Source organism: Megalodesulfovibrio paquesii, from assembly GCF_054653055.1.
The window spans coordinates 365,962-385,947 of sequence record NZ_BAAIGQ010000005.1; the positions used below are offsets into that span (position 1 = coordinate 365,962).

Sequence of the window (19,986 nt, forward strand, 5' to 3'; positions counted from 1 at the left end):
AGCAGGAAAAGCGCCCCGCTTCGTTATTGGGCAAAGTACTGCGCCCAGTCCCCCACCTTGCCGCCGGCGCGCAGACTGTGGCGCAGGGCGGCCAGGCCGTCTTCCTGGGCGGCCAGACGGTCCAGCAGGGCGGCTTCCTCGGGGCTGCGGCTCAGCACGGCAGCGATGGCGCCATTGGCGATGACCACGCGCCGGTCCGCCGAAAGGGCCAGCACCGGATCATGGGTGGCCACCACCACGATTTTCTCGCTGTGCAGCAGCAGGCGCATGGCCGCGCGCTTGTCCACGCCGGCGTTTTCGATCTCGTCCAGCAGGAGCACCGGAGACCAGCTGAGCAGGGCCGTGTCGGCAATCATCAAGGCCCGCGACTGACCGCCGGAAAGCTGGGTGAGCTGGGTGGTTGGATGAAAGGGCTCGCCGGCCAGGGCGTTGGCGGCGTCGATGACCTGCCGGGCGGCGGCTGCGGCCGCCTCGGGGTCACTGATGCCCCGGCTCTCGGCATGGGCGGTGACGAAGGCCAGCGCCCCCATGTCCAGGACAAAGTTCATGTTCTGGGTCAGCTGGGCCACCAGCCGGCCCTGGAGGGCAAACCGTTCCTCGGCTGTGGGCAGGCGGCCGTCCAGCAGCAGCCGGCGGCCGGAGGGGGTGTCGTCATCGGCCAGGGATTCGATATCCCCCAGGAGCCGGCTTTTGCCAGATCCCGTGGGGCCCAGCAGGGCCACCACCTCGCCGGCGCGCAGGGTCAGGCTGTGTTGTTCAGGCGCGCCGTTCTTGTCCCGGCCGGCCTGCACGGTGATGGAGCCGAGCCGCGTGGCGCCGCTGGTCTCTGTTTCGCCGGGGTTATTGAGCATCGTCCTCCTCCTGCAGCAAGGCGGCAGCGGTCTCCCGTACGGCGCAGAAGTCCGCCTTGCGCACGTTGCCCTTCTGGTATTTGGCGCCGATGCGTGTTTCGCTCAGGCAGTAGGAACAGACGGCCGCGGGCATGGAGAAGCGCAGTTTCATTTCCGTCACCGAAGCCACGGCCGGGGCCATGGCCAGGATCTGGGCCAGCTCCCGGCAGCCTTGACCGGTAAGGCCGTTGATGTGCCGGATGATGGCCCGGCTGTTCATCTGGCGGATGCGATGGCGGTAGACCTCGCGCTCGGCCTGGGAGACGAGGTCGCCCTTGGTCACCAGCACAAGATCGGCCAGCCGGAGCATGGGGCCGACCTTTTCCGGTGCGTCAATACCCATCAGATTGTCGATGATGCACAGGCCCATGGCCCCGCGCAGGTGGGGGGAACAGCGGTTGCAAAGCCCGGCTGTCTCGATGATGCAGCACTCCGCACCGGTGCGTTGCGCCCAGGCGAAGGCTTCTTCGAGGTTGGAGGCGAAGAAGTGGTCCGGGCACAGACCGCCGGAGAGCGCCACGGTCACGGGCACGCCGGCGGCCTGGTAGAGGGCGTCATCCCGGGTCTGCAAACAGTCGAACTTTATCACCGCCGTGGATACGCCAGCCTCGCGCAGCAGACCGCAAGCCTTGGCGATCACGGCCGTCTTGCCGCAGGCCGGCGGGCCGGCCACGGTGATGAGCCGCAGGGGCCGCCGGGAGTTGTCGTTCATTGATGCCCCCGCCCTTCCCTGAGCAGCTTGCGGAACACGGGGTGCAGCTCCTCGCGCAGGCGGTTGACGTCGAACTCTTCCACATAGTCCCAGCCCACCCATTTGAGGGATGCGCCCTCGGGCAGCGGGGAATCGTGCTCGGCCATGGGGACAAACCAGCGGGCGCTGTCGATTTCGGCAAAATCCTTGAGAAAGAACTGCAGCAGCGGGGCCAGACGCTCCTGCTCCGCGGCCTTGGCCAGGAAGTACAGGGGCGAGGCGCAGGCGCCGTCTTCGGGCCAGACCATGCGCACGTGGTCCAGGGGCCGGACGCTGGCGGCAAAGAAGGCCGGGATGAGAAACACCGCGCCGGCGCGGGGATCGTTGGTGCCGGCCACCTTGGCCATTTCCGAGGAGTGCAGCAGGCATTTGGCGTTGTCGGCCAGGGCCTGGAGGCCGGCCATGCCGAATTCCTTGTGGATGTTCATGACCACGGCGTCGGCCATGTCGTCCCCATCGCCGCACATGACCAGCAGGCCTTTGTATTTGGGATCAAGCACGTCGGCCCAGGTGCGTGGGGCGGGCACGTGGCCCAGCTTTTTGTCATCCACCAGGAAGATGTAGGGGGTGACGCCGTAGATGCTGTAGCGTCCCTTGGGATCGACAAGCCCGGCGCGGGCGTGCAGGGGATTCAGGCGCTCGGGCAGCACGGCCTTGAAGAGCCCGCCCTGCAGGTGGCGCTGGGTAAAGGTGCGCTTCCAGAAATCGCCAAAGCCGATGGAGGCGATGATGCCGGGCAGGCGCGCGGGATCCTGCTCCATGAACAGGGGGTCATACGGGTCCACGCTGGTGCAGCCCATGGGGATGCGCACCGTGAGGGGCCGGCCGGCGTCAGCCTCGGCTGCGGCGATGGCCTCCACGCGGTCCCGGGCCACGAGCTTGACCGGGCAGGGGCAGTAGAGCAGCAGGTCCGCGCCTTCGGCCTGGCGGGGCGCGTCGTCTTCCATCTCGGTGATGGAGCGGATGAGTTGATTCAGGTCTTGCATGAAACCCTCGAAAAGCAGGGTGGCGGGGGAGGGTGGCCTCCCCCTGCCGTGTCAGTTATTGTAGCCGGGAGGCAGCTCCTGCCAGCCGGTCTGGTTTCTGCCGATGGCGTAGCCCAGGTCAAAGGTCTTGCGCATGGCCACGGGGTCGAAGGGCTCGGAGGCCTGGGCCTCGAACTCCTCGGGAATGGCCATGTAGCGCATGTCCATGTCGTCGCGCTTGGCCAGGAGATAGGCATAAGCCAGCGCGCCCTTGGCCTGGGACTTGATGAGGGTGGAAATGGAACGCGAGGCGATGGGCGCCAGCCGCGGCTTGACCGGCTCGCCCACGGGGCCGATTTTGTTGTTGATCAGGATATGCACGTGCTTGTGCATGGCCTGGTAGTTGTCCATCTGCCCCATTTCCTCGGCCATGCGCCTGGGATTGAGGTAGCCGTCGTAGACGATGAACTGGGAGATGACGCCACCGTCCACATGCATTTCATCATAGAATTCCCCCTGGGATTCCACCGGGATGTACTGCGGCGGAAAGACCACGGGAATGGCCGAGGAGGCCAGCAGGACCTTGTGGAACAACTCCAGGGCCTTGGGATGACGGGAAGAGGCGATGGCGCCCATGTCCCAGACCACGTTGCGTTGGGCATCAAGGTTGGTGGTGGCGATGAACAGCCGGCGGCCTCTGGCGTGTTCCACAGCGATTTTTGCCAGCATTTCCTCGTTCACCCAGGTGCGCAGGATATGCTGCAGGGGTGTGGTGTCGGTGACGGAATCGCCAAAGACAATGCGGTACAGCCCTTTAAGAAAGAAAATATCTTTTGTTTTGAGTGTGGTGTACAGTTCTCGCAGGGGGGCGTCATAGTCCGGTCCCAGAAAGACAAAGGGCGCGGAAAGCGCGCCAGTGCTCACACCGGTCACCACGCGGAATTCCGGCCGGGTACCGGCGTCGGTCCAGCCGCAGAGCACGCCGGCGCCAAAAGCGCCATCAGGCCCACCGCCGGACAGGGCCAGGATGTCGATATCTCCCGGCAGCGGCGTGCCCTGCCTGGCATGCCATTCGCGGTTTTGCACGACGGATTTGGCGATGCTGTGCTGCAGGTCTGGGGAGAGCACATCGCCCCAGCCGCGCACGCCGGAAAACCCGGGGTCGTGCCTGGTGGCCATGACCCGGGTCTGGTTCAGACTCAGCTGATCAAGGGCCTGCTCTGGAATGGGGGCGCGCACTTTCAGGCTGCCGCAGGCAACGCAGCCCAGGCACAGGAGCGCTGCCAGACTCAGCCGCAAGGCGGCAGGAGACGCCGGGCGACGGCCCGGCGATACAGACGATACAGGGGGGCCGGGGGGTGCGCTCATGCGGGCAGCAACTCCAGGGAGAGGGTTTCATCGGCCTGCTGGGTCATGCGGTACAGGCCGCGCAAGGTCAGGTCCAGCTCCCGCAGCGCCGCTTCCTGTACCAGTCGGGTCTGCAGGGCGGCGGCCTCCTCGGGTGGCGTTTCCTCATTGAAGAAAAGGCTCACTGCGCCGGGATGGCCGGCATGGGTCATCAGCAAAAAAAGGTTGTGCTTGGTGAAGAGCAGATCCTCGTGCTCGTGGGTCACGTCCAGCTGCACCGCGGCGGCCAGGGCTTTTGCCAGGGCGATGGTGTCGGCGATGGTCTTGGGGCGGGCATCCATGGCTATTCCACCTTGTTGTCGGCTTCTTCCTTGGCCAGTTCATCCGCGGGGAGATTCCACCAGGCCTTGCCGTCGCCGGTTTTGCGGACCTTGAGCATCTTGTCGCCGACCACGAGCTTGTTCAGGAGAAAGATCTCCTTGTCGCCCAGGTCATTGTAGACGCCATAGATCTTGGCCTTGACGCCAGGAGCCACGATGCCCCAGCTGGCGCGGGTGGTGACGAAATCCTTGGGACCAATGTGGACCACAACCTTCTCGCCAGTGTCTTCGCGGGTGACCAGCAGGCCCACGCCCTCATCCATGCCGGGCATGGGGACGACATCGGTAACCTTATCGATAACCGTCATGAATTTTTCACGATCTGCAGCAATGTAGAGCTTGTTGTAGGGGCTGCCGTCCTCCCATCCCTTGAGGCGCATGTCGGCCGCGCAGGCCAGGGCAGCGGTCAGGGCCAGGGTGAGCAGGCAGGAGGCGGACATGAACAGCGCAAAGCGGGGTGCGGGCATGGGCAGTTCCTCCAAAAAAAGATTGGCATGCCGGGCAAGACGCGGCCGCCACGCATGGGCCGCCGGCTGCAACCCGGATCATCCCCTGATACCACAGAAACCGCAAGAGGCAACCAGCCAGAAGTATTTCCGCCCTGCGCCCGGGAGGGCATCGGAAGAGGCCGGCAACAGCGGAGGCGCCCGCCGGGCCTTGCCTGAGGAACCAATTGTGGTTACAGAGCGGGGATGGAGACCTTTACCCGCGAGTCAGCCATGATGATCGATGTGTCACGCATCAGTTATTGGGAATGGGCCCTGGCGGGCATTGCCCTGGTCTTTCTGATTGTCAGTATTTGGCGTCTTTGCGTGCGGAAAAAACGGCACGACGAACAGATATTGCATCATTTTAATATGAAAGAGTATAAGCGGCGGCAGCTCCAGCAGGACCCGGATTCCACCGGCAGCCGTTGACCGGCCCGGCCTTCCCGATTTCCCCCCTCTTTTTTCGCATGAGTCTGGCCCCCGGTCTGGGTTCTGGGCAAGCCCGCGGACTGGCCCAGGCACTGGTTCGGGCGCTCCTGACGCAGGAGATGCTTGACCAAATCAGGTATTGGGCGTAAAGATTAAAAAAAGTCTAGAAAAGGTCTTCTCCTTTTTTAGGCTTCCGTTGCGCGGTCACTTTTTCTGCGCTCACGATCCCCTTGCGCCCGCCTGTGCGGAGGCCTGCCATGCAAGACATTCAGCATCTTCTCGAACGTCATCGCAAAGACATGGAACAGCTGGAGCGGCTGCGCCGCGTTTCTGCCACCAGCCGGGCCCAGAAGCTCCAGGAGCTGGACAGGCTGTTGCAAGAGGCCATGGCCCTGCAAGAAGCCAAGGCGCAGCAGGAATCCCGCTTCGCCGCCTGATTGGTGCCCTCCCCGCAGCTTCTGCCGCCGCACTTCCTGTTCGCGCAGGCTGTTCCATGACAGCCTGACGTGATGTACTATGCTCTGCCCGGCACAAAAGGGTGGCCCGTGTCTGGCCTTTTCGTGTCGGTCCTGGCCCGGGCAGTGGAGCAGGGCAACCACGCTGTTTTTTTGGTTGCCTTGGGGCCAGCCGCTGGCTACATTGGCCCTAGACGGATGCCTGTGTGGCGTGGGCGACAGGGGGTGTCGTGCACTCCGCACCGGGTCGGATTCGCCCCTTCCGCAGGGCATTGTTTCCGAGGTGGTCGCCTGCAGCCCGGCAGGCGAAAGAAATGGGCAGGCAGCTTCCTTCCAGTAGAGATGTACCGCGCTCGCGTTGAGGCGCAGCAACGGATGTGACACACATGGCCGACAGGTCCCTGTACTGCAAAAACACGATCCTCGGATTTCTGCGCAAGAAAGAGCCGTTGTTCGGCGGCTGGAAAGTGGTGTCTTTTCTGGGCGCCGGGGCGTTCGGCTGCGTCTTCAAGCTGGAACGCGAGGATCTGGGGGCAAAATTCGTCTCTGCCCTCAAGGTCATTTCGCTGACCAAGAAAATCGGCGCCGAGGACGATTCGCTGGAATCCCTCCAGGACGCCATCAGCCTGGAAGCCAAGGAACTCCTGCATCTCTACAGCCTGGGTGGCCATCAGAATGTGGTGGGCTGGCACAACCACCAGATATTCAACATCCGCGATTCTGAATCCGTCACCGCCCTCATGGCCGTGATGATGGATTACCTGCCCAACAATCTGGCCAGGGAAATCCGCAAGGGGCCGATCCCCTGGCAACGGACCATGCAGATTCTGGCGGACTGCCTGCGCGGGCTGGCGCACATCCATTCCAAACAGGTCATTCACCGCGACATCAAGCCGGAGAACATCTTCATCAACGATGAAGGCATGGCCCGTATTGGCGATTTCGGCGTGGCGCGGCAGGTGTCGGACACCAGCCAGGCCGAAACCCGCGTGGGCACCCCCCTGTACATCGCCCCGGAAGTCATCAAGGATCCTTACGGGCATGGCTACGACTTTCAGGTAGATATCTACTCCCTCGGGCTGGTGGGCTATGAGATGCTCACCGGCCATCTGCCCTTTTTGGAGGAATCCAAGGGCAACAAGAACATGATGGTCAAGAAGCGCCTGTCCGGCGCCATGATCACCATGCCGGACTCCCTGCCGCGCGGCGTGCGGGACGTGATCCTCGGCGCGGTGCAGTATGACCCGAACCAGCGGTATTCCTCGTCCCTGGATTTCCTGGCCGCCGTGGAACGGGTGCTGGCCTCCGAAGGCCTGGATACCTTGCAGCCGTTGCCCATTGTGCGGGTGGTGCCGGCCGATCCTGGCGCCGAAGGCGAAAGCTGGAAGCAGGTGCCCGCGGGGCAGACCTCCGGCACGCACGCGCCATCCCATTCTGCTGCCAACGGCGCGGCGCATGTGAAAATTCCGCCGCCAGCAAACCCCGGAGCGCTGGGGCCGGGCACCAACTTTGCCAGCGCCGCGCGTGCGGCCATGGCGTCTTCGGCCAATCTGCAGGGTGCACCCAAGGACCCCTTGGCCCCGCCGCCGGCCCTGGCTTCGGTCATTCAGGCTGCGGACTCCCTTCCGCCGCCGCGTACTGCCCAGGCCTCCAGCCAGAAGGACGCGGAAGACGACGATTTTCCTCCCCTGCCCGGCAGGAGTGCCAGGCACAATGGAGGCCTGGCCTCCTCCTCTCTCAATGGCACCGCCGGCAGGACAGGCAACCGCTCGAAACCGGCAGGGGACTACGGCCAGGGGGAGACTCGGTCCATTTATGGCGTGGAAAACCCCTACGAAACAACAAGACGCCGTGCCGGGTTCAACAGCTGGGAAGTGGCGGCCTTCATGGCGGCGCTAGGCGGCGTGCTCTCCGTGCGTTTCCGGGAGGACGACGCCATCGCCTCCCTGGTGTTCCTGGGATTCTATGTGCTGGGCGGGCTGTACTTCCTGCTGGCCGTGCGGCGCAACAGGCTGCTTGTGCTGGCCTGCTTCGGGTTGTCTTTGGTGCTGCTGGGCAATTATCTGTCCATCGGCAGCCTGGAATCCATGCTCTCCGCCGTGGACCACGCCGTGCTCGGCATGTACGCCGTGGTCTTTCTGATTGCCCCGAAGGTGAACGAGTATCTCGGACGAAGCTGATCGCGGGCAGCCGCCTGATGCGGCCTATCCGGACTGAGCCACCATGGCAAAAGCGCGCTGCAAAGGCGCACTGCGAATGCGCACGGACGATTCCGCACGGACGATTCCGCTGTGACAGATGCGCCGTGCTCAGACGGCGTTGGGGCGGGAGCGACACGGCCACGGGAACGGGAGGCTGGCCTGCTCTTGCAGCAGGATTACGCCACGCACGGCGCTTCCCGCCAGCGTCAGATCCCGCGCGGCATCAGCCAGGGCATCCTTGGTGGTCCGGCCTTGCGATGCCACCAGAATCACGTCCTCCATAAGCGACGCCATCCGCAGCCCGTCGGCCGTGTCCTTCAATGCAGGCAGCAGGCCCAGAGGGCGGTCGAATCGCCCGGCCAGCTCGGCCAGCACCCCCGCCAGGGCATGCTTCGGAAGCGCATGGCTCTGCGCTGGATGCAGGTCGATGGGAAGCAGCGCGGCTCGCTCCAAGGGCGTCGGGAGCAGGCAGTCCGCCAGGGCAGCCTTGCCGGCCAGAAAGTCGGCCAGGGCGGGAGCGCGGGCCGGACCGGACCGGGCTGTGCTGGTGGTGAAGCACGCCTCCAGCCGGGACCGGGGCGCACAGAAATCCAGGAACAGCACGGCGTGCTGTTCCCGGGCAAACAGGCTCCCCAGCAACACCGTGGCCAGGGCGGCGGCGGCCTCATCGTGCATGGGCAGAAGCGCACAGCGTTTGGACCCGCTGGAGGGTGCCTGCAGCAAGGCGGAAGCCCCGGCAGCTGCCACGCCGGAAGCCCCGGCAGATGCTGATACGGGGGCGGCATCGGCACGGCGTGCCATCCTGCCGGATCTGTCCGGACGCGCCTCCTCCGGACATGCCTCCAGGGTGGCGGCCAGCCGGACCAGGGGCTGCCGCCAGGGATGCTCCGCAGCAAATGGCGAGGGCGCGTGGCGGGCCGGGAGCGCTGGCAACACTGCCAGACAGGGAGCCTTGGCTGCCGCCTCGGCATCGTCGGGCCGCAGCACAGTGGGGTCGAGATATTCCCGCAGGAAGGTTCCGGTCAGGGAGAAAAATCCGGCCAGAAACACGGCCAGCGCCGTGAAGAGCATCAAATTCGGCTGCTTGTAATCCGTGATATCTGGCGGAATGGAGGCGGCTTCCACCAGCCGCAGGTTGGAGATGGTCATGGTCCTGGCTGTTTCCACCTGATAGCGGATGTCCGTCAGGGTCTGGAAATATTCCTGCGCCCTGTTGGCCGCCAGCATGAGCAGGGCATACTTCGACTGCAATGCCGGCAGCTTGAGCAGCTTGGTCTGTAGTTTGGCCAGAACCTGATCATAGGCCTGCTGCTGCATCTCATAGCCGGCCACATCTGCGGCGCGCTGCGCAGCGACCTGGGAAAGCTCAAGGTACAACGGATCCTGGGACAGGGTCTCCCCATTGTAGACCTTGCCGGCTTCTTCCTTGATGATGTCCCGCGCCTGAGCGATCCGGGCCTGGATGTCCACGACGACAGGGTGTTTGTCCGTGAACAGCGTCTTGGTATTGGCCAGTTCCAGGTAGAGATCGCGCAGGGTCAGCTTCACGGAGTCAATGACCGGATTCCTCGCCAGCTGCTCCTGGGATTTCGAATATTTGGGTGTATTGGCCAGGAGGCGCTGCGACTCGGCCAGCATGGCCCTGCTGCGTTCGGTCTCCACGGAGGCCTCGTCGCGTTCTGCGGCCACGTTGGAAATCTGGGCAATCAGCCGCACCACTTCCTCTTCCAGGCTCAGACTGGTGTTCTTTTCCCGAAATTCCTGCAATTCCTTCAGGGTGCGTTCATATTCGGCCTTGGCCAGGGGCAGGCGGGCCTCAATGGAGTCGCCAAAACGATAAAACTCCTCGCGCTGGAGCTCTGCATCCCGGGCAATAAAGGCATCGGCCCAGGCATTGGCCAGACGCACGGAGTCGGCCATATCCGTGGTCTGCACGGTGATGGTGTACAAATCCGCATCCTGGTCTTCGTCAATATCCACGTATGGCCGCGGAATGAAGAATTGCAGGAAGCTTTTATTTGTCATTTCATCCCATTGGACAGGCTTGGTGGCGTTGAGCAGGCCTTCAAGCCCCAGCTTGGGAAAGAGCCACGTTGCGCCGGGAATCATGCGCGGCAGAATGGACCGGAATCGCAGACGCTGGGGCTGCAGCTGCTCTGCCACAGCCTGCATTACCGGCGCGGAGAGGGCCACCTGCTTGTAATTGGCCACCTCGGCGTCGGAGACGGTTTCCGTCAGCATGCTGGAACGCAAGCCCAGCGTGGTGAGCAGGGTGGTGGCCGAGGGGGATTTGTACAGCATCACCTTGGAAGTGGCCACGTACCGCGGCACCACCAGGACCGAGATGAGCATAAAGCCAAGGAACACCCCTGCCGCGAGGCCAAGGAACAGCCGGCGCCGCCGCCACAGTATTTCCAGAAGTTGCCTGAGTTCCACGATATTACTGCGTAGGCGTCACGGTGCCGCCAGAGTTGCTGAGGTTTTCGCCGGCGACATTGCTGATGTTGGAGCTGCTGCTGGAATAGTCCGGTGGCTCGCCGTAGTAGATGTCCAGGATGGCGTCCCGGACCTGGGGCATGAAGATGATGGCGCGTTCTGCCGAGGCGATGGCCTCCAAGATGTTGCGCAGGCGCATCATGAACCGTTCCACCTCGGTAAAGGTGGTCGGCGGGACAAAGACAATATCGCCTGCGGTCAGGTATCCGGAAAAGTTGAACACCTTTCCCTTCTTGACCGAACTGAGTTTCATGTTCGCCAGCATGAGCTGCAACTCGCCCTGGCCCTGTGCTCCGCGGATGACCAGAATATTATCCTCGCTGGCATCGGTGGTGAAGCCGCCGCAGCGGGAGACGGCCTCCCACAGCGTGACGTCATGATCCAGGGCCACGGGGCCCTCGGTGGCCACTTCGCCATAGACAAAGGCCGTACGATAGGACGATTCCATCAGATCCAGGCTGACTTGCGGATCCACCAGATATTCAGCCAGACGGGTGCGCAGCTCCTGGCGCAGTTCCTCAACAGTCTTGCCGGCGGCGGCGACCTTGCCGATGAGTGGAAAATCGAGTTGCCCTGTTTCATCAACCCGATATTCAAGGGAAAGATCTTCATGCCGCCAGATGCGCACAGAGAGCTTGTCCCCATAGGCCAGAGGGCCGGAAACGCGCATGGCCCGGGTGCCGTTGCCATCCTTGGGCACGGGCGAAAGCGAGACTGGATCCTTGGCGCCGTTGCACCCGGCGCACCACAAGACCCCCAGACACAGGGCCGCACAGACCAGCCACCGCCACGCGGACCAATATGGGAAGAATGAGGAAACAAATGGAGAGGGCTGGTTCATGGGCAATTGGTGTTGTATGGTTGCGCCGGCTCGGTTGCATGCCGAACCATGCTCTTGTAGAAGGTTTACTTTCCCATGGCAAGTCAACTCCTTACAGCAGGCCGACACCACCATGCGCATTCTTGTTCTCAACCCGCCGTATTTTCCCAAATTTTCCCGTCCGCAGCGCAGCCCTGCGGTCACCAAATCCGGCACGCTGTACTATCCCATCTGGCTGGCCTACGCCACCGGGGTGCTGGAGGAAGCCGGGTTCGAGGTGACTTTTCTGGACGCCCCGGCCGCCGGTCTCTCCCTGGAAGCGGTCCTGGAGCGTGCCCGCGCCGAGCAGCCGGCGCTCATGATCCTGGATACCTCCACCCCGTCCATCGCCAATGATCTTGAGGCGGCGCGGCAGCTTAAGGAGCTCGTCCCCACGGCAATGCTCTGCCTTGTGGGGGTGCATGTCTCGGCCCTGCCGGAAGAGACGCTGCACCAGGCGCCCTGGGTGGACGCCGTGGCCCGGCGGGAATACGAATACACGGTGCGGGAGCTTGCCCAGGCGGTGCAGGCCGCAGGCGGCCGGCCGGCGGCGGAGGTGCTGCAAGGCATCCAGGGTTTGACGGTCCGTCTGGAGCCCGAGGGCGCGGCCATCTTTGCCGCGCCGGACCGGCCCTATATCGAAGACCTCGACGCCCTGCCGCGCGTCAGCCGTGTGTATCGCAAGCACCTGCGGCTGGAGGATTATTTCAACCCCAACGCCCTGCACCCCATGGTCACCCTGACCACCAGCCGGGGCTGCCCCTTCCGCTGCAGCTTCTGCGTGTACCCGCAGACCCTGACCGGCCATGTGGTGCGCACCCGGAGCATCGCCAATGTGCTGGACGAGGTGGAGGAAATCCTGCGTGAATGCCCGCAGATCCGGTCCATCTTTTTTGAGGACGACACGCTCACGGCCAATCGCAGCCGCAGCCTGGAATTCGCCCAGGCCATCCAGGACCGCGGCCTCCGCTTCTCCTGGTCGGCCAATGCGCGCATGGATCTGGATCTGGAAACCATGCGGGCCCTCAAGGCCGCGGGCTGCCGCATGCTCTGCGTGGGCTTCGAGTCCGGCGTGCCCTCCACCCTGGCCTGCATGCGCAAGGGGCTGGGCGCCGACCGGGCCCGGCAGTTCATGGCCGACGCCCGCACCGCCGGCCTGCGCATCCATGGCTGTTTCATCATCGGCTTTCCCGGCGAGGACCGGGCCGCGGTGGAGCAGACCATCCAGCTGGCCCTGGATCTGAACACGGACACGGCGCAGTTCTATCCGGTCATGGTTTATCCCGGCACGCAAGCCTATGCCATGTATCAGGAAAAAGGGTGGATCACCACCGGGGACTTCACGGCCTGGCTTACGCCGCAGGGGCTACACAACTGTGTGACCCGCAACGAGCACTTCAGCCCCGAAGAGCTCGTGGCCCTCTGCGATCAGGCCCGTCGGCGCTTCTATTTCCGACCCGGCTTCCTATTCCGCAAGGCCATCGAGGCCCTGCGCGACCCGGACGAACGCCATCGGACCCTCAAGGCTGGCCGCGTCTTCCTCAAACACCTGCTGTTCGGCTCGGGAGCCGGTTCGGGCGGGGCGCCGGAACCGCTCCAGCCACGGGAGGACGCCGCGCCCTCGCTGGCCGCCTCGGTGATCATTCCGGCCTACAATGCCGCCGCCAGCCTGCCGCACACCCTGCGCAGCCTGGTCCGGCAGAAGTTTCCGCGGGAATCCTTTGAAATTATTGTGGTGGACGATGGCTCCACCGACGACACCGCCGCCCGCTGCAAGCCCTGGGTGGATGCCGGCACGGTGCGCTGGCTGCAGCATCTCGATGGCCGCAACCATGGCCCGGCCGCGGCTCGCAATCTTGGCGCGCAGCACGCTCGCGGCGAGGTGGTGGTGTTTACCGATGCAGACTGCCGACCCGAGCCGGAATTCCTGGCCAACATTTTGGAAAAATTCGGCAATCCCTCCGTGGACGCTGCCCAGGGCGCCTACCGGACCCTGCAGCGGCAGCTCACGGCCCGCTTCGCCCAGGCCGAGTTCGAGTCCCGCTATGCCCTGCATGAGGACGGCGGCCCCGTGGATCTGGTGGCCACCTACGCGGCCGCCTTCCGCCGCGCCGTGTTCCTGGAGGCCGGCGGCTTCGATGTCAGCTATCCCACAGCCAACAATGAGGATACGGAATTCTCCTACCGCCTCCTGGCCCTGGGAAAGCGGCTGGTCTTTGCGCCGGGCGCGCTGGTCCGGCACCTGCATCCGGCCTCGCTCTGGCAATACTGCCGCACGAAGTTCTGGCGGGCGTACTGGCGGATCAAGGTCTATCGCCGCCATCCGGAAAAAGCGGTGTCGGATCAATACACTTCAAAGACAGTGAAATACCAGACGCTTGCCGGAATGTTGGCCTGGGCGTTGCTGCTGGCCGGCTTGCTCTGGCCGGGCCTGCTGTGGGGCGCAGCGGCGGTGGCCGTGGGCATTGCCGCCTCGGCGGTGCCCTGGGCGCTCCAGGTGCTGCGCTTTGACGCGCTCCTGGCCCTGGCCCTGCCGGGATTCGTGGTCCTGCGGGCCATGGCTCTGGCCGCGGGTACCGGGTGGGGGTTGCTGATGGGATGGAGAAAGCACTGAGCCTGCCGGCTCGGCAGGCATCGGCATTCCGCTAGGAACAGGCACAGCCGATAAGGTGGGGGGGCCTGACGCAGCCACGCGGACGGCGGCGTCAGGCTTTCTCGTGGGCCATGGCCGTGGCGGGTGCGCTATGCGCGAAGTTCCGTGTGCACACAGCGGAGCAATTCATAGGATGAATCTGCATGGGAGAGGTGGAGGCGTTCAAGATCTGCCTGCGCCGTGTGGGCCACTTGGGACGTGGAGTACAGCGCTATGGGGATGTTCTCGTCAAGTGCCCTGATTTGTTCAGCCAGTTCCAGCCCGGCCCTGGGGTGGTAGACACCGTTTTCAATCCGCCCCATGTCGCTGATAACCATGGCGATGCCGCCCTTGGTGAAACGCTCCATCGCCGCGGCAGTGGTAAGCGCCGTTTCAACCTGCACACCAAAGACCTGCATGCCGCCAATGAGGACCGCATTGTTTTTCGGGTTGTCATCCACCCAGAGCAGACTGGTGATGGCCGCCTGGGTTTTTCCCAGCAGGTTGCGTAACGTGCTGACCTTGAACGCTTCGAGGGGGCCCTTTTTGCACGGCGTCTCTGCGTCCTCACCTTCTGGGGACTGTTCCGCCGCCTCGGCGTCCTGCGGTGCAGCCTGGCGCCCCTCCAGCTGCATGACCCTGGTTTCAAGTGCGGCAATACGCTGTGCCTGCTGAGAATCGTACTCCTTGAAAGATAATTTCTGACCGCCCACTTCCAGACTGAATTCCCGGCCGGCCAGGGAAAGGATGAGGTTTTTCAAGGCGTCTCGATGGTAGTAGATGAGGAACACGATGACCGCTGTCCAGAGCAACGGCGTCAGGCTGGAGATAAGTGCAGCAAATCCATCGCTGATTGCTTGAATCCCTTCGGCAAACTCTTTCACGGGATCCTCCTTCCATCAAGAAGAATAGTCGGTTATGGATAGTTGAAAACATATCACATTGCGCCAAAAAAAGCCATGCCCCGAAAAGGAGCATGGCAAAATATGTCGTCCGCCACGCGAATCAGTCAACGCGAAAGGACGGTGCTGAGAACCCGTTGCAGGCGGGCCGATCGCGTGGTTAGTGGTGGTGGTGATCCATTTCCTTGCCCAGGGCATCACCGAACTTCTTGATGTGCCACACGGCGAGCAGCGAGCAGCCAAGGCCGAAGAAGACAAAGAAAGTAGCCATGATGGACTCCTTTGCGAGGCGTTTGCGATTCCCTAGCGCATTTTTCCGGCAGGCGCAAGTTCCGATTCGCACAAGCGCAGCACGGGAGCCTGCTCAGGAGGCTCGCAGTCCGGCAAAGGCCAGACGGGCGCGGGCGGCAAAGGTCGTCAGTCTGGTCCAGTCCTTACGGCCGGCAGCGTCTTCCAGGCCGGTATGGGCGTCCACTCCGGCCAAGGGAATGCCGGCGTAGCGGAAGGCGGTCACGGCCGCGGTCACATTCTCCGGCGTGAGCCCACCCGCCAGGATCAACGGCCGGGGCGAGGCCGCGGCCAGCCGGGTGCTGATTGCCCAGTCGTGCACCAGCCCGGTGGCGCCCATGGCCCCGCTGGCCGGGTCGAAGGTGTCGGTCAGAAAGGCATCGGCCCAGGCGGCGTGGGCCTGCAGTTCGCCCCGCAGCGCGGTTTCGTCCCGCAGGCCGACGATCAGCGACTTCATCAGCACCACGTCGGGCAGTAGTTCCCGCAAGGCCAGTCCCGTCATGGGGGCCAGCGCACCGTGCAGCTGCAGATACTGTGCGCCGACTTCACGACACAGGGCCGCGGCCCGGGTGGCGTCGTCCTCATAGGTGATCACGGCAAAGGCCAGACGGGGATTGCGGGCCCTGGCGGCAGCCACCAGCGCGGCCGCCTCGGCTTCGGACAAATCCGGCGCATGGTGATTGAGCCGCAGCGGGAGGCCCACCACGTCCACCCCGGCGGCAAAACAGCGCAGGGCCTCGTCCAGGTCGAAGGCGCCGGCGGCCTGAATAAAGGCCGGCGGCAGCAACCTAGGCCGGGGCGTCATGCGACTGGGACTCCACGGGCTGGAACTCCGCCAGCAGATTGGCCGGGCAGGCCTCGCGCGGGCCGGCGTAGCGCACCCGGCCGCGCTCCAGGATCAGGAAATTGCCGAACACCGGCCGGCAATCGTCCAGGTGGTGGGTGACCATGAGGAAACAGGGCCCCTGCTGCCCCGGCTGCCCTGCTGCGGCGTGCTCCAGGGTGTCCAGAAAGAGGGTCCGGGCAGCGGGGTCCAGGCCGGCGCAGGGTTCGTCAAGGAGCAGCAGCGGCGGGTGGGGGGCCAGGGCCCGGGCCAGAAAGACCCGCCGGGCCTGCCCGGTGGAAAGGGTGGAGAGGGGCCGTTCGGCCAGTTCGGTCAGTCCCAGAAAAGCCAGCCACTGCGCCGCCTGCCCGCGCTGGGCGGGCGTGGGTATGTCCCAGAGGCCGATGGATCCGAAAAAGCCGCTGACCACCACATCCGCTGCGGTGTCATCGTAGGTGTAGGTGGCTTGCAGGCCTGGAGAAACGAGGGGCGCGGCACATCGGCGGTCCAGGGGTGTGTCCTGGCCAGCCATGCGGATGAAGCCGCCCACGGCCGGCGGCAGCTCGCCCTGGATCAGGCGCATCAGGGTGGATTTGCCCGCGCCGTTCCGGCCCAGCACCGCCCAGTGCCCCAGGGACGGTCCACCGGTTGCGACCGGCTGCGGCTGCCGGATGGTCCAGGAAATGTCATGCAGCACATGGGCCCGGTCCACATAGACGTCGGCATGGGAAATCTCCAGCAGGGGCGCCTGCGGGGGGATGCCCGGGTCCGTCGGCTTCATTGCCGGCGCCGTAATCGGCTGTGCTGCCGGTATGGCTGCCGGCAGCAAGGCGACGCACCGTGCGGCCTCCGGCGCCGCGGCCGGGGAGTGCAGGGAGAATTGGGGCAGAGGCGCCTGCTCGGCGATGCGGCCGTCGGCCAGACGCAGGCCATGGGTCAGGCCGCGGGGCAGCTCGTCAAAGCGGTGGGCGGCCAGCAGCAGGCTGAGGCCGTCCTGTTCGTCCATCAACCGCTCCAGCACGGCCACCATGCGTCTGCGGGAGGCAGGGTCCAGGCCCTCCAGGCCTTCGTCCAGCAGCAGCACGGCCGGCCGCTCCACCAGGGGCACCAGGGCCCGCACCAGGAGCAGCAGACGCAGCTCGCCCTGGGAATAGGACGAGAGCGGGCGGTCGGCCAGGGCTTCGGCCCCGCACAGAGCCAGGACGTGCTCCAGCCGGGCAGCTTCTTCGGGGCTCAGGGCACGGTTGCACAGGTAGGCATCGTCCAGGCCCGAGGCAGCCACCTCGCGACCGGCAATGCGCCAGCCCCGGCGCTGGTAGTGCTCCTGCAACGCCGGAGAGACCAGCCCCAGGCGGGCTCGCAGGCCGATGGGCGAAGGCTGCAGCTCGCCGTCAAAACCATAGAGCCGGGCTGAGCGGTCCAGGGGCCAGAGCTCGCCGCGCAGGAGTTGCAGCAGGGTGGACTTGCCGGCGCCGTTCTCGCCCACCAGCAGCCAGTGCTGGCCGGGGAGGAGATCCCAGGAAAGATCCTGGAGCACGTGCCGGCCGCCGCGCAGAACCGTGGCCAGACGAAGCGAGAGGAGGGGGGTGGGGTGTGCGGGCATGGCAGACATGGAAGGACATGGAAAGATGCGCAAGGCAGGAAAGAAAAAAGAAGCCGGGGGAACTGAGTTCCCCCGAGCCCCCTCCGGCTGGAGGCATTATTTCTGGGCGTGCTGGGCCTTTTTCTCAGCCAGCTGGCGGGCGCGTCGGGCTGCGGCGATCTCGGCGCGCTGGCGTTCCTCGTCGGTTTCCAGAATCAGCGGCGGCACGGGGATGGGGTGGCCGTCGCGATCCAGGGCCACGTAGGTCAGGATGGCCTCGGCGCAGCGCTGGGTACGACCGGTGATGAGATCCTCGCCCACAACGGAGACTGAGACGTCCATGGAGGTCCGGCCGCAGTACTCCAGCCGGGCGGTGAAGATGGCCAGATCGCCCACCCGCACGGGCCGCAGGAAGTCCATGCGGTCGATGGAAGCGGTGACCACATTGGTCCGGGCATGGCGCATGGCGGCCACGCCGCCGGTGGTGTCGATGTGCTTGAGGATGACGCCACCGTGGACGCTGCCGTAGGGGTTGGCGTCTTCGGGAAGCATCTGGTGGCTCATGACCACAAGGGAGTCGGCAACGCGTTTGCCATTGGGGGGCTGGCTCATGGGGTGGTGCACACTGGGGGGCGTTGCTTGGCGGCGTGGTAATCGTGGAGGTTGTAGACGTTGTCTATGCCCATGTACATGGCCAGGGTTTTGACGGGTGTCTGCACCAGATCCACATAGATCAAGCCGTCAAGGCAGTTGTTGAAGTCGGGGTCCACATTGAAGGAAAGGATTTTGCCGCCCAGTTTGAGGTACTGCTTGAGCAGCACGGGAATGCCCTTGGCTTCCGGTTCGATGTCCGAGACGACCTCGGCCACGTCATCCATGTTGGAGAGCACGGCGCGGAACTCGCGGATTTCGTGCAGCTTCATGCAGCGCAGGCGGGGAGGCTTGCGGGGCTTGACCAGCTTGGAAAACTCGGAAAGCGAGTTGTTCTCCCGCAGAAAACGTACGATCATCTCGCGGGACATGAGCGTGTAATCGTTGGAGATGGAAACCGGGCCAAAGAGGACCTTGTAATCCGGATGCAGGAGCACGTAATTGGCAATGCCCTTCCAGAGCAGGGGCAGGGCGACAATGCTGCGCTGGTACTCCGGCCGCACAAAGGAGCGGCCCATTTCCAGGGCCGGGCCCATGCGCTCGAAGAGTTGCGGCTTGAAGGAGAACAGGGTGGAGGTATACAGCCCCTCAATACCATGTTCTTCGATGATTTTGCTGGATTTCCCCACGCGATACGCGCCCACCACCTCATTGGCTTCCGCGTTCCAGATGAAGAGATGCGCGTAGTACTGGTCGTAGCGGTCCAGGTCGATGGACTTACCCGTCCCTTCGCCCACCAGGCGGAAGGTCACCTCGCGGAGTCGGCCGATCTCCTGCAGAATGGCCGGCACTTCCTGCGCCGAGGCCACATAGGCCTTGAACTTGCCGGTTTCGGCCAGCAGGTTTTCCGGCGGCAGGCGGGCCACCTCGGCGGCCAGCACGGCCGGATCCTGGCTTTGCTCAATGGGCGCGCTGCGCTTTGAACCGTTGTTGGGTGCCGGCAGCACTTTCTTTTTGAGTTTGGAGAGCAGCCGGAAGCGCGGCCGCCCGCCGGGCGAATCGGGCCGCTTGTCCAGCATGTAGGTCCGCAGGCGCAGGTAGGCCAGGAGCTGCTGCTCGGTCTCGTAGCGGGCAAGCTTTTTGGCCGGGATGAGGCTGCCCACCTGGACCTGAAAGGTCCGGCCCTCGCGCCGCACCAGTTCGCGCGGCAACAGCAGGGTGCGCAGCCGGGGGTGGATGAGCCCGGCGGCATTGAAGAGCAGCCCGTTGTGGCCGGGGAAGAAAATGGGCAGCACCGGCGCGCCGGTCTTCTGGATGATGCGGGCCACGGTGGGGTTCCAGGGCGGATCCATGATCCGGCGGCGGTGCACATCCAGGCTGGAGACCTCGCCGGCCGGGAAAATGGCCAGCATGTGCCCGTCGCGCAGGGTTCTGATGGACTGCTTGAGGGGCTGGATGTTTTTTTTCAGGGAGTCGCTGCTGCCGAAGTTGTCCACAAAGATGACCCGGTCGGTCAGCTCCGGGATGTGGCTGAGCAGATAATTGCCCATGACCATCACATCCGGCCGGATGCTCATGAGCAACGCGCCGAGGATGATGCCTTCGATGCCGCCATACGGGTGGTTGGCCACCACCACCACCGGGCCGGTGGCCGGAATCCGGGCGCGCGCCTCATCGGAAATCTGGATGGTGACGCGCATGGCCTCAATGACGTTGGCCCAGAAATTCGGACCAGAACAGGCGACGGCGCGGGAATGGATATCGTTCACGCCGGAAATCTGCGTCACACATTCGAGCAGCGGACCGAAAAGCTTGAGCATGGCGTGCGCCACCGGCTTGTCGGGGCTGGCTTCGAGGATATAAGGGCCTCGCTTCCTCATGGGGAGACGGTTGCTCCTTGGCGGGGG

General features: G+C 64.4%; 17 protein-coding genes. 4 read left to right on the forward strand and 13 right to left on the reverse strand.

Translation table 11 applies throughout. The annotated features are described in order from the left end of the window. Positions 1 to 23: 23 nt before the first annotated feature. The 6 genes from ACYQ00_RS08175 to ACYQ00_RS08200 are packed head-to-tail and all read right to left on the reverse strand — an operon-like array spanning position 24 to position 4,800. Positions 24 to 851, reverse strand: coding sequence for an ATP-binding cassette domain-containing protein (locus ACYQ00_RS08175; protein WP_460031642.1), 828 nt, complete (start codon positions 849 to 851; stop codon positions 24 to 26). Next, positions 841 to 1,602 (reverse strand): GTP-binding protein, encoded by a 762-nt coding sequence (locus tag ACYQ00_RS08180; protein ID WP_460031643.1) that lies wholly within the window; start codon positions 1,600 to 1,602, stop codon positions 841 to 843. The genes ACYQ00_RS08175 and ACYQ00_RS08180 overlap by 11 nt, the downstream gene beginning before the upstream one ends. Next, positions 1,599 to 2,627: an ABC transporter substrate-binding protein gene (locus tag ACYQ00_RS08185; RefSeq protein ID WP_460031644.1), complete on the reverse strand. Its 1,029-nt coding sequence runs from the start codon at positions 2,625 to 2,627 to the stop codon at positions 1,599 to 1,601. Before ACYQ00_RS08185 ends, ACYQ00_RS08180 begins: the two co-directional genes overlap by 4 nt. 51 nt (positions 2,628 to 2,678) lie before the next feature. Further along, positions 2,679 to 3,974, reverse strand: coding sequence for a patatin-like phospholipase family protein (locus ACYQ00_RS08190; RefSeq protein WP_460031645.1), 1,296 nt, complete (start codon positions 3,972 to 3,974; stop codon positions 2,679 to 2,681). After that, entirely contained in the window at positions 3,971 to 4,294 is a 324-nt protein-coding gene (locus ACYQ00_RS08195) for a hypothetical protein (RefSeq protein WP_460031646.1), read from the reverse strand. Before ACYQ00_RS08195 ends, ACYQ00_RS08190 begins: the two co-directional genes overlap by 4 nt. Positions 4,295 to 4,296: 2 nt before the next feature. Further along, entirely contained in the window at positions 4,297 to 4,800 is a 504-nt protein-coding gene (locus ACYQ00_RS08200) for a hypothetical protein (protein ID WP_460031647.1), read from the reverse strand. Between the two features lie 225 nt (positions 4,801 to 5,025). Between ACYQ00_RS08200 and ACYQ00_RS08205 the strand changes: the two genes are divergently transcribed. The 3 genes from ACYQ00_RS08205 to ACYQ00_RS08215 all read left to right on the forward strand — a co-directional run bounded on the left by ACYQ00_RS08205 (position 5,026) and on the right by ACYQ00_RS08215 (position 7,885). Then, positions 5,026 to 5,250: a hypothetical protein gene (locus ACYQ00_RS08205; protein ID WP_460031648.1), complete on the forward strand. Its 225-nt coding sequence runs from the start codon at positions 5,026 to 5,028 to the stop codon at positions 5,248 to 5,250. 257 nt (positions 5,251 to 5,507) lie between these two features. Continuing rightward, positions 5,508 to 5,687: a hypothetical protein gene (locus tag ACYQ00_RS08210; RefSeq protein ID WP_460031649.1), complete on the forward strand. Its 180-nt coding sequence runs from the start codon at positions 5,508 to 5,510 to the stop codon at positions 5,685 to 5,687. A gap of 404 nt (positions 5,688 to 6,091) precedes the next feature. Further along, positions 6,092 to 7,885: a serine/threonine protein kinase gene (locus tag ACYQ00_RS08215; RefSeq protein ID WP_460031650.1), complete on the forward strand. Its 1,794-nt coding sequence runs from the start codon at positions 6,092 to 6,094 to the stop codon at positions 7,883 to 7,885. Between the two features lie 129 nt (positions 7,886 to 8,014). Here the strand turns inward: ACYQ00_RS08215 and ACYQ00_RS08220 are convergent, their stop codons facing one another. Together ACYQ00_RS08220 and ACYQ00_RS08225 are read right to left on the reverse strand one after the other, a co-directional pair. Continuing rightward, positions 8,015 to 10,342, reverse strand: a complete 2,328-nt coding sequence (locus tag ACYQ00_RS08220) for an exopolysaccharide transport family protein (RefSeq protein ID WP_460031651.1) — start codon at positions 10,340 to 10,342, stop codon at positions 8,015 to 8,017. A gap of 4 nt (positions 10,343 to 10,346) precedes the next feature. Continuing rightward, a complete protein-coding gene (locus ACYQ00_RS08225; protein ID WP_460031652.1) occupies positions 10,347 to 11,243 on the reverse strand; it encodes a polysaccharide biosynthesis/export family protein in 897 nt (298 codons plus the stop codon). A gap of 112 nt (positions 11,244 to 11,355) precedes the next feature. On the opposite strand from ACYQ00_RS08225, the gene ACYQ00_RS08230 reads away from it, so the two are divergent. Continuing rightward, a complete protein-coding gene (locus ACYQ00_RS08230) occupies positions 11,356 to 13,875 on the forward strand; it encodes a glycosyltransferase (RefSeq protein ID WP_460031653.1) in 2,520 nt (839 codons plus the stop codon). A 128-nt stretch (positions 13,876 to 14,003) separates the two neighbouring features. On the opposite strand, the gene ACYQ00_RS08235 is transcribed toward ACYQ00_RS08230, so the two are convergent. The 5 genes from ACYQ00_RS08235 to ACYQ00_RS08255 all read right to left on the reverse strand — a co-directional run bounded on the left by ACYQ00_RS08235 (position 14,004) and on the right by ACYQ00_RS08255 (position 19,959). Further along, positions 14,004 to 14,777: a hypothetical protein gene (locus ACYQ00_RS08235; RefSeq protein WP_460031654.1), complete on the reverse strand. Its 774-nt coding sequence runs from the start codon at positions 14,775 to 14,777 to the stop codon at positions 14,004 to 14,006. Positions 14,778 to 15,159: 382 nt separating this feature from the next. Continuing rightward, a complete protein-coding gene (locus ACYQ00_RS08240; protein ID WP_460031655.1) occupies positions 15,160 to 15,888 on the reverse strand; it encodes a phosphoribosylanthranilate isomerase in 729 nt (242 codons plus the stop codon). Continuing rightward, complete coding sequence (locus tag ACYQ00_RS08245) at positions 15,872 to 17,518, reverse strand: ATP-binding cassette domain-containing protein (RefSeq protein WP_460031656.1); 1,647 nt, start codon at positions 17,516 to 17,518, stop codon at positions 15,872 to 15,874. Before ACYQ00_RS08245 ends, ACYQ00_RS08240 begins: the two co-directional genes overlap by 17 nt. 87 nt (positions 17,519 to 17,605) lie before the next feature. Further along, positions 17,606 to 18,100 (reverse strand): acyl-CoA thioesterase, encoded by a 495-nt coding sequence (locus ACYQ00_RS08250; protein WP_460031657.1) that lies wholly within the window; start codon positions 18,098 to 18,100, stop codon positions 17,606 to 17,608. After that, the gene (locus tag ACYQ00_RS08255) at positions 18,097 to 19,959 is read right to left on the reverse strand and encodes a bifunctional lysophospholipid acyltransferase family protein/GNAT family N-acetyltransferase (RefSeq protein ID WP_460031658.1); all 1,863 of its coding nucleotides are present in this window, start codon (positions 19,957 to 19,959) and stop codon (positions 18,097 to 18,099) included. Before ACYQ00_RS08255 ends, ACYQ00_RS08250 begins: the two co-directional genes overlap by 4 nt. Between the last annotated feature and the right edge of the window lie 27 nt (positions 19,960 to 19,986).

Excerpts from the sequence above, each read along its gene's own strand:
- ACYQ00_RS08175 (WP_460031642.1), bottom strand. The coding sequence starts at position 851 with ATGCTCAATAACCCCGGCGAAACAGAGACCAGCGGCGCCACGCGGCTC.
- ACYQ00_RS08180 (WP_460031643.1), bottom strand. The coding sequence starts at position 1,602 with ATGAACGACAACTCCCGGCGGCCCCTGCGGCTCATCACCGTGGCCGGC.
- ACYQ00_RS08185 (WP_460031644.1), bottom strand. The coding sequence starts at position 2,627 with ATGCAAGACCTGAATCAACTCATCCGCTCCATCACCGAGATGGAAGAC.
- ACYQ00_RS08190 (WP_460031645.1), bottom strand. The coding sequence starts at position 3,974 with ATGAGCGCACCCCCCGGCCCCCCTGTATCGTCTGTATCGCCGGGCCGT.
- ACYQ00_RS08195 (WP_460031646.1), bottom strand. The coding sequence starts at position 4,294 with ATGGATGCCCGCCCCAAGACCATCGCCGACACCATCGCCCTGGCAAAA.
- ACYQ00_RS08200 (WP_460031647.1), bottom strand. The coding sequence starts at position 4,800 with ATGCCCGCACCCCGCTTTGCGCTGTTCATGTCCGCCTCCTGCCTGCTC.
- ACYQ00_RS08205 (WP_460031648.1), top strand. The coding sequence starts at position 5,026 with ATGGAGACCTTTACCCGCGAGTCAGCCATGATGATCGATGTGTCACGC.
- ACYQ00_RS08210 (WP_460031649.1), top strand. The coding sequence starts at position 5,508 with ATGCAAGACATTCAGCATCTTCTCGAACGTCATCGCAAAGACATGGAA.
- ACYQ00_RS08215 (WP_460031650.1), top strand. The coding sequence starts at position 6,092 with ATGGCCGACAGGTCCCTGTACTGCAAAAACACGATCCTCGGATTTCTG.
- ACYQ00_RS08225 (WP_460031652.1), bottom strand. The coding sequence starts at position 11,243 with ATGAACCAGCCCTCTCCATTTGTTTCCTCATTCTTCCCATATTGGTCC.
- ACYQ00_RS08230 (WP_460031653.1), top strand. The coding sequence starts at position 11,356 with ATGCGCATTCTTGTTCTCAACCCGCCGTATTTTCCCAAATTTTCCCGT.
- ACYQ00_RS08240 (WP_460031655.1), bottom strand. The coding sequence starts at position 15,888 with ATGACGCCCCGGCCTAGGTTGCTGCCGCCGGCCTTTATTCAGGCCGCC.
- ACYQ00_RS08245 (WP_460031656.1), bottom strand. The coding sequence starts at position 17,518 with ATGTCTGCCATGCCCGCACACCCCACCCCCCTCCTCTCGCTTCGTCTG.
- ACYQ00_RS08250 (WP_460031657.1), bottom strand. The coding sequence starts at position 18,100 with ATGAGCCAGCCCCCCAATGGCAAACGCGTTGCCGACTCCCTTGTGGTC.
- ACYQ00_RS08255 (WP_460031658.1), bottom strand. The coding sequence starts at position 19,959 with ATGAGGAAGCGAGGCCCTTATATCCTCGAAGCCAGCCCCGACAAGCCG.